This is a genomic window from Nitrosomonas sp. Nm166 (genome assembly GCF_900112825.1).
GTDB lineage: Bacteria > Pseudomonadota > Gammaproteobacteria > Burkholderiales > Nitrosomonadaceae > Nitrosomonas.
In genome coordinates, this window is record NZ_FONE01000076.1 from 1 (window position 1) to 5,939 (window position 5,939).

The window sequence follows — 5,939 nt, forward strand, 5'->3', positions numbered from 1 at the left end:
ACACGATATGACAAACTGAAGAGAAATTTTGAGAGTATGGTCGCCATGGCATGCGGATATCTGTGGTTACCTATGTGAAATGTCAACAGACCCTAGAAGAAGTATAAATAATTTACTTATTTTAGCATCGGGGTAGGCAATTCAGATGAGATAAGCTCTGGTTGCTCATTGGTAAGATAGTGAAATTTTCTCATTGATGATTTGCACTGCAAATTTGATCTAACACAAGCATCTAATGATGCTTGTCAGAAATTAATTTTATTCTCTTTTATTGTCTGCGTTGAAAAAAGATCCCAAACCACAATAAAGAACGCTGCTAATACTGGACCAATGACAAATCCATTTGGGCCAAAAAGCGCTATTCCACCTAGCGTTGAAATAAACACCACATAATCTGGGACTCGAATATCTTTACCCACTAATAAAGGTCGTAAGATATTGTCAATCAACCCGATCACGAGAATACCAAAAATAATAATCGTTATTCCTTTCCAGATAACGCCAGTGAGAAGAAAATAAATAGCGACCGGACCCCAAATCAAACTAGAACCTGCCGGTAATAAGGAAAGAAATGCCATTACACATCCCCAAAGCAATGCCCCTTTTATACCGAGAAATGCAAACATTACCCCCCCCAAAGCACCTTGTATGGTTGCTACGGTAATATTACCTTTGACAGTAGCACGAACAACGGTAGTGAATTTATTAAATAGCTGCCGTTTATGCTCTACGCTCAATGGAATTGCACGTTTGATCTTAGCAGCTAAGACAGTTCCATCCCGCAAGAGAAAAAACAGCAGATATAACATGATGCCAAAACTAATAACAAATTCAAAAGCGTTCTGACCAATATTCAATGCTTCCGCAGCGATGATTTGACTTCCCTGCAATGCTTCATTAGACAGCAAATCATTTAACTCATAAAAATTTGTAAGACCCATCCTATTCAAAAAATTGAAAATGGCAGGAGGCAATGCATCCATTGCTTGTTGAAAATAAGCACCGAAGTTGAGTTCTCCCGAACGAATACTTTGATAGATAATTCTTGCTTGTTGAACAAGAGAGATAGCAATCAATAAAAAAGGGAAAATTACAATGACTAAACAAAGCAATACTGTGGCAAATGCTGCTAAGTTTTGGCGCTGATGCACGATATTCAACAAACGTCTATAAATCGGCGAAAAAATTATTGCTAAAACGGTACCCCAAAATATTGGGCCGAAAAAAGGCCACAATAGCCATCCGAAAGCTAAAGATACGACAAGCAAAAGAATTAGAAATGATTTTTGTTGAAAATGGGCGGAGCTCAAGCTAAATCACCATGCTGGTAAGTATACTTAACTATCGGCAGAAAAATAGGAATGCAGTCAAGAATGCAAGGCTGGGTTTGTTGCAAGCTAACTTTTTCATCGTTTTTCCTAAATCTCATTCTTTCACTCCAAAAGTAAGCGCTACCCCTATCTTTTGAATTACATCTAATAGAGAGATATTGCTCTAGATTTAAGAAATATAGGAATAGCAGTAATACTAACGAGTAAAATCAAGAATTAATCCTACTCAAGTTTTCGTTTCTTTCATCGATGCCCGAAATGTTGTATATAGCGCATTGATGGAATTGAGTAAATTTAATGTACTCATGAGGTGCTTTGAAATATCGCTTGTCTCAGCAGTATGAGATTCTTCGGTTATACCCGGATGAAATTTTAAAGGCTTGTTTTTCGTAAGCTCACTAAGAATAAATCCAATACCTCCAGCTAGCAAAAGACTAGATGGAGTTGTGATTTTTTGTTGTGTTTTCTGAATTAATGCATCTTTGCAGGCGCTTACCATCCGTTGGTGTTCCTGTAATTGCATCTCCGCATCCTTAATTTGGGCGGTTAATGATTTGAACTTATTTTCATTTAAAGGATGATCTAACATCACTTTTTCTCCATATTGCGGGGCCCAGACAATATGAATTTAAGATTGCGAATGGTGGCTGGGAATTGTAAGTAATAGCTTTTGTTATGTATTACGCGCCATAGAATCAGCACCAGGAGTAAATTTAAAGCAACTGCAAGAAGTATGGATAAAATGTTATCCGTCAGGATCCCATATTTATCAAGTGCCAACACTGTAGCCGCTAAAAGCCCTAGCCAAGCAACACTGAGTAAAATAGCAATCACCAGGCCTGCTACTATCATAATCACGAGGCTATTGCCCGCGACCCGCGCTTCAAGCGCGGCGAGCCGGAAGTGAGCATGATTCAAAGCACGCAATTCATGCCACAACAATTGGATGTCGTCAATTACTCCGGGGTTCTCGGAATAGCTATCATTGATAGCTCGCTCAAACGTTTCATTTTTTGGAGTCCTCGAATCCATGACGTTTAGCGCGAACTCAATAATCTACTCAATAGAAAACCCACTCCTACTGCAATACTTACTGAAGTTACCGGATTATCTCGAACATAATTACTGACTTCATTCATCAACCGTTGCTCAGCATTTCTCAGTTGATCTCCTTTTTCAGCCAGCTTGTCCGCAGCCTGCCTGGCTGCATCCGTTGTCTTATCAATCGCTTCATGAGCTAAGGTATTCAATTGTTCTCCTTTCTCAACTACCTTATCCGCAGCCTGATAAGTTGTATTAGTAGCCTTGTCGACAACTTCATGCGCTAGATTAGATACTTTATCCACATTAGATACTTTGTCTGCATTTTCCATGGCTGTCTCTTCCTTTGATAGTTTATTGAACCGCACTTATGCACGGCCCATGGACTTGTGCTAGTAGAAATTAGCGATCACTAACACTAAATAATTTGCTCAGTAGAAAACCTACTCCAATCGCAATACCCATCGAGGTGATTGGATTATCTCGAATGTAGTTGCCGGTTTCTTTAATCAGTCGTTGTTCCACATTTCTAAGTTGCTCTCCTTTTTCGGCTACCATATCTGCAGCCTGATTGGCTACTTTGGTAGTTTTATCAAGGGCTTCATCTGCAAAATCAGATGCTGTCTCTACAGCTTTATTAATAGTTTTCATATCTTATTTCCTCTACGTCTTAGTTAAATCTACGGTAACACATAGATTAATGAAATTAACTTTTAGGGCTTCAATTGAGCTTTAGCTTCGTTCGTAGCCTGCTCTTTAGCAGCTTTTGCTTCTTCGACACATACATCTTTAGCGTTACCATTTAAATCATCACACTTCTCTTTAGCTATTGCATAATCCGCATCAATTCTTGCCATGCGCGCATCGTATTGATTCTTATCGGTAGGATTATTTTTAGCCTCGAGGTTGGCTTTGTCGACATCCCGGCGTCCTTTTGCTTCAGCAACACACACATCTTCAGCATTGCCTGAAAGCGACTCGCATCTTTCTTTATCTACTTTATAAGTGGCATCAATCTTATCTTTCTGAATCTTATATTCATCTTTGGACATAGTATCGGCTATTACACTGGCACTACCTAAACCAATCCCTACAACAAACACAAAAGAGGTAATATGGAAAGTTTTCATGATTTCTCCTTGTTAGTTTTGAATATATTCAGGAATTAGATTTGCTTTAACACGGAACGGTGATTTATCCTAAATACACCGCCCATGTTTTGATCTTGTATGAGTCGATATATATCAATCATACCGATGATTTACTGCTTAGTAGTTCCATAGTAAGAATGAATTGTCTTCTCCCAGGATTCGTCTGCCATATTAGGCCAGTGATCCTTATCAAAGCCGGGGGCATTATTCAAGCGTTCTTTGTCCACGTTTAGTATGAATCGCTTATTTTCAGTGTCGAGCTTTAAGGCACTCCAAGGAACAGCAAACAGCTTGCTTCCCACCCCCAAAATGCCACCAAAGGATAAGACTGCATAACACACATTACCAGTATTGGTATCTAGCATAATTTCTTTGATGTCTCCTAAATCTTCACCTTGTTGATTGTAGACGTCATTGCCAATAAGTGTTTCAGCGCCCATCAGGCGTGTAGTCCCAGCACCTTGAGTACTGCGTTCATCGTAGTTCATATAAAACTCCTTTCTTATCAATCATATTAATAAACAATCTTTAACGATACTCCTGATCTGATCCACTGTAGAGCGTATATGACTTAGCTCAGAACTAACGATAATATGTGAAGCAATGTCAGTCGGTTCGGTAGTTAACTTAAGAACACCAGATTAATGATACTAGAGTAACCAATAAGTAAATGTGTGTAAGGCAACTATCGCATTTTCTAGCTAAACTGAAAATCGCACCTAAAATCTAGCGGTCAATTACTTACTCAACCACCACCATGAATAATTAAATAAAGATGACTGGCAGATGCCTTTTATAGCTGTGGTTATCTAACTTTTATTAAGTTCAAGAACGAAAATAAAACATTAATGAGGCTGTAAAAGATGAGAGAGCTTCCCAACTAGCTTTCTAATGATATGCATCGTTTAACCGAGTCATCAAAGAATTGTTGAAAAGCCCTGTCGATTTTAAGAAAAAATTGTGAATTATATTCAATTGTGAATTATATTCTTGAGTTAGTCTAATAGCGCAATGAGAATGATAATAGGAATAGGAATCCCTAAGAGGTATAAGAGTATTGAACGCATTTGTTTTTCTCCTCAATAAATGTCTTAAGATTTCTGATCATAGGTCGCGTTGTCGACCACCATAAGTAGCAGTATAGCTTGCAATAAATGCTCCAATCAGCAATGAAACAAACAACCATAGGGACGTATAAGCAGATGCTTTACGCGCCTGATCAGCTGCTTCTTTAGCAGCAGCCTCACCTTTCTGTAGTTTCTCCTGCAATTGCGCAAATATATTTTTTACTCGCTTCTCAGCCTCTTGTTGAGTTAAATCGGTATGCTGGGCCACCAACTGACCCACATAACGAATATCTTCTTCAGGCAGGCTTTCCGCTTGAATAGAATTGATGAAAATGCGGGTAACCTCGAGCGCATTTTCCCCTAGTCCACCATTTCTGGTTTCCTGAGCAGTATTGGAAGCTGTACTCAAATCCCTTCTAAATAAGGAATCAATGAAATAATTCATCATATTATTATTAGCACCGGCATTCTCTCTTGAGGATTGCATGGTTGGAGCAATACCAATACCTGCGGTTGCTGCCGCGGTGGTAGTTACTCCTCCAGCTACAGTAGCCCCAGCCTGAATTCCACCGGTTATAATCGACCCAACAACTGAAGTGAGCATCACGGCAGTGATCAGTGTAGCAACAGCCCAAGCCAAGAAGCCGTGAGCAGTATCGCGAAAGTAGACCTCATCGGCAGGTGCCGTAGTCCACTTGGTCCTTAATCTACCGGCAATATAACCACCGACCCCGGAAGCAAAGAATTGTGTAAAAGTTAGCCACCCGATAGCCGAAACACTAAAGGCAGTTGCACTGATTCCCTCATGTGTCCACGGCGAGACTAAGGATAGTCCTAGTCCTGTTCCTAATATCAGAAGTATAAGAGAAAGGACAGCAATAGCTGCTGCGCCTGCTACAATAGCACCCCACGAAACGGCACTTGCAATTTGTGCAGGACTCGTGGAGATATCTTGTTTGACTTGTCCGCGAGTATCTATAGAAGTAGAAGTAGCCATAGAAAAACTCCTCATCATTAAATGAATTCAATTTTCTTGTAAGGCATCACATCCGTCTGTTCGCTTCCTCACATTTTTACCAACAGTCTCGTCAATGAGACACATGCACGTATTATTTGCATCGGCATATAAAAATTTTAGTTCACTTCTTGATTATTTTCTGCTAGCGTGAATCACGTAATCACAAATTTGTAGCTCGAATTTTTCGAGAGATACTAGGGTCTGTTGACAATTGAAGATAAGTATTTAATAGAAAGGAGCAAACTCGTAATATTGAGGTTCCTATACCACCAATGAGACGAGTTTGCGATGCCCCGATTGATGCTCAGTGATGAGTTCTGGTCGAAGCTGG

8 protein-coding genes and 1 pseudogene are annotated in these 5,939 nt (G+C 39.7%); 1 reads left to right on the forward strand and 8 read right to left on the reverse strand.

Going from position 1 to position 5,939, the window contains the following annotated elements:
* Positions 1-78, forward strand: a pseudogene (locus BM021_RS15365) (IS5/IS1182 family transposase); the annotation flags it as partial.
* A gap of 167 nt (positions 79-245) precedes the next feature.
* Here the strand turns inward: BM021_RS15365 and BM021_RS14300 are convergent.
* The 8 genes from BM021_RS14300 to BM021_RS14335 all read right to left on the reverse strand — a co-directional run bounded on the left by BM021_RS14300 (position 246) and on the right by BM021_RS14335 (position 5,587).
* Positions 246-1,310: an AI-2E family transporter gene (locus BM021_RS14300; RefSeq protein WP_090721670.1), complete on the reverse strand. Its 1,065-nt coding sequence runs from the start codon at positions 1,308-1,310 to the stop codon at positions 246-248.
* Between the two features lie 247 nt (positions 1,311-1,557).
* Positions 1,558-1,920 carry a hypothetical protein gene (locus BM021_RS14305; protein ID WP_090721671.1) on the reverse strand — a complete coding sequence of 121 codons (363 nt, stop codon included), beginning with the start codon at positions 1,918-1,920 and terminating at the stop codon, positions 1,558-1,560.
* On the reverse strand, positions 1,920-2,363 hold the full coding sequence (locus BM021_RS14310; RefSeq protein WP_090721672.1) for a hypothetical protein: 444 nt from the start codon (positions 2,361-2,363) through the stop codon (positions 1,920-1,922). The genes BM021_RS14305 and BM021_RS14310 overlap by 1 nt, the downstream gene beginning before the upstream one ends.
* A 5-nt stretch (positions 2,364-2,368) precedes the next feature.
* Entirely contained in the window at positions 2,369-2,704 is a 336-nt protein-coding gene (locus tag BM021_RS14315; protein ID WP_090721673.1) for an ElaB/YgaM/YqjD family protein, read from the reverse strand.
* Between the two features lie 70 nt (positions 2,705-2,774).
* Positions 2,775-3,023 carry an ElaB/YgaM/YqjD family protein gene (locus tag BM021_RS14320; protein WP_090721674.1) on the reverse strand — a complete coding sequence of 83 codons (249 nt, stop codon included), beginning with the start codon at positions 3,021-3,023 and terminating at the stop codon, positions 2,775-2,777.
* Between the two features lie 62 nt (positions 3,024-3,085).
* Positions 3,086-3,502, reverse strand: a complete 417-nt coding sequence (locus tag BM021_RS14325) for a hypothetical protein (RefSeq protein WP_090721675.1) — start codon at positions 3,500-3,502, stop codon at positions 3,086-3,088.
* A 131-nt stretch (positions 3,503-3,633) separates the two neighbouring features.
* Positions 3,634-4,011, reverse strand: coding sequence for a PRC-barrel domain-containing protein (locus BM021_RS14330; protein WP_090721676.1), 378 nt, complete (start codon positions 4,009-4,011; stop codon positions 3,634-3,636).
* A 616-nt stretch (positions 4,012-4,627) separates the two neighbouring features.
* Positions 4,628-5,587 carry a hypothetical protein gene (locus tag BM021_RS14335; protein ID WP_218147880.1) on the reverse strand — a complete coding sequence of 320 codons (960 nt, stop codon included), beginning with the start codon at positions 5,585-5,587 and terminating at the stop codon, positions 4,628-4,630.
* Positions 5,588-5,939: the final 352 nt, after the last annotated feature.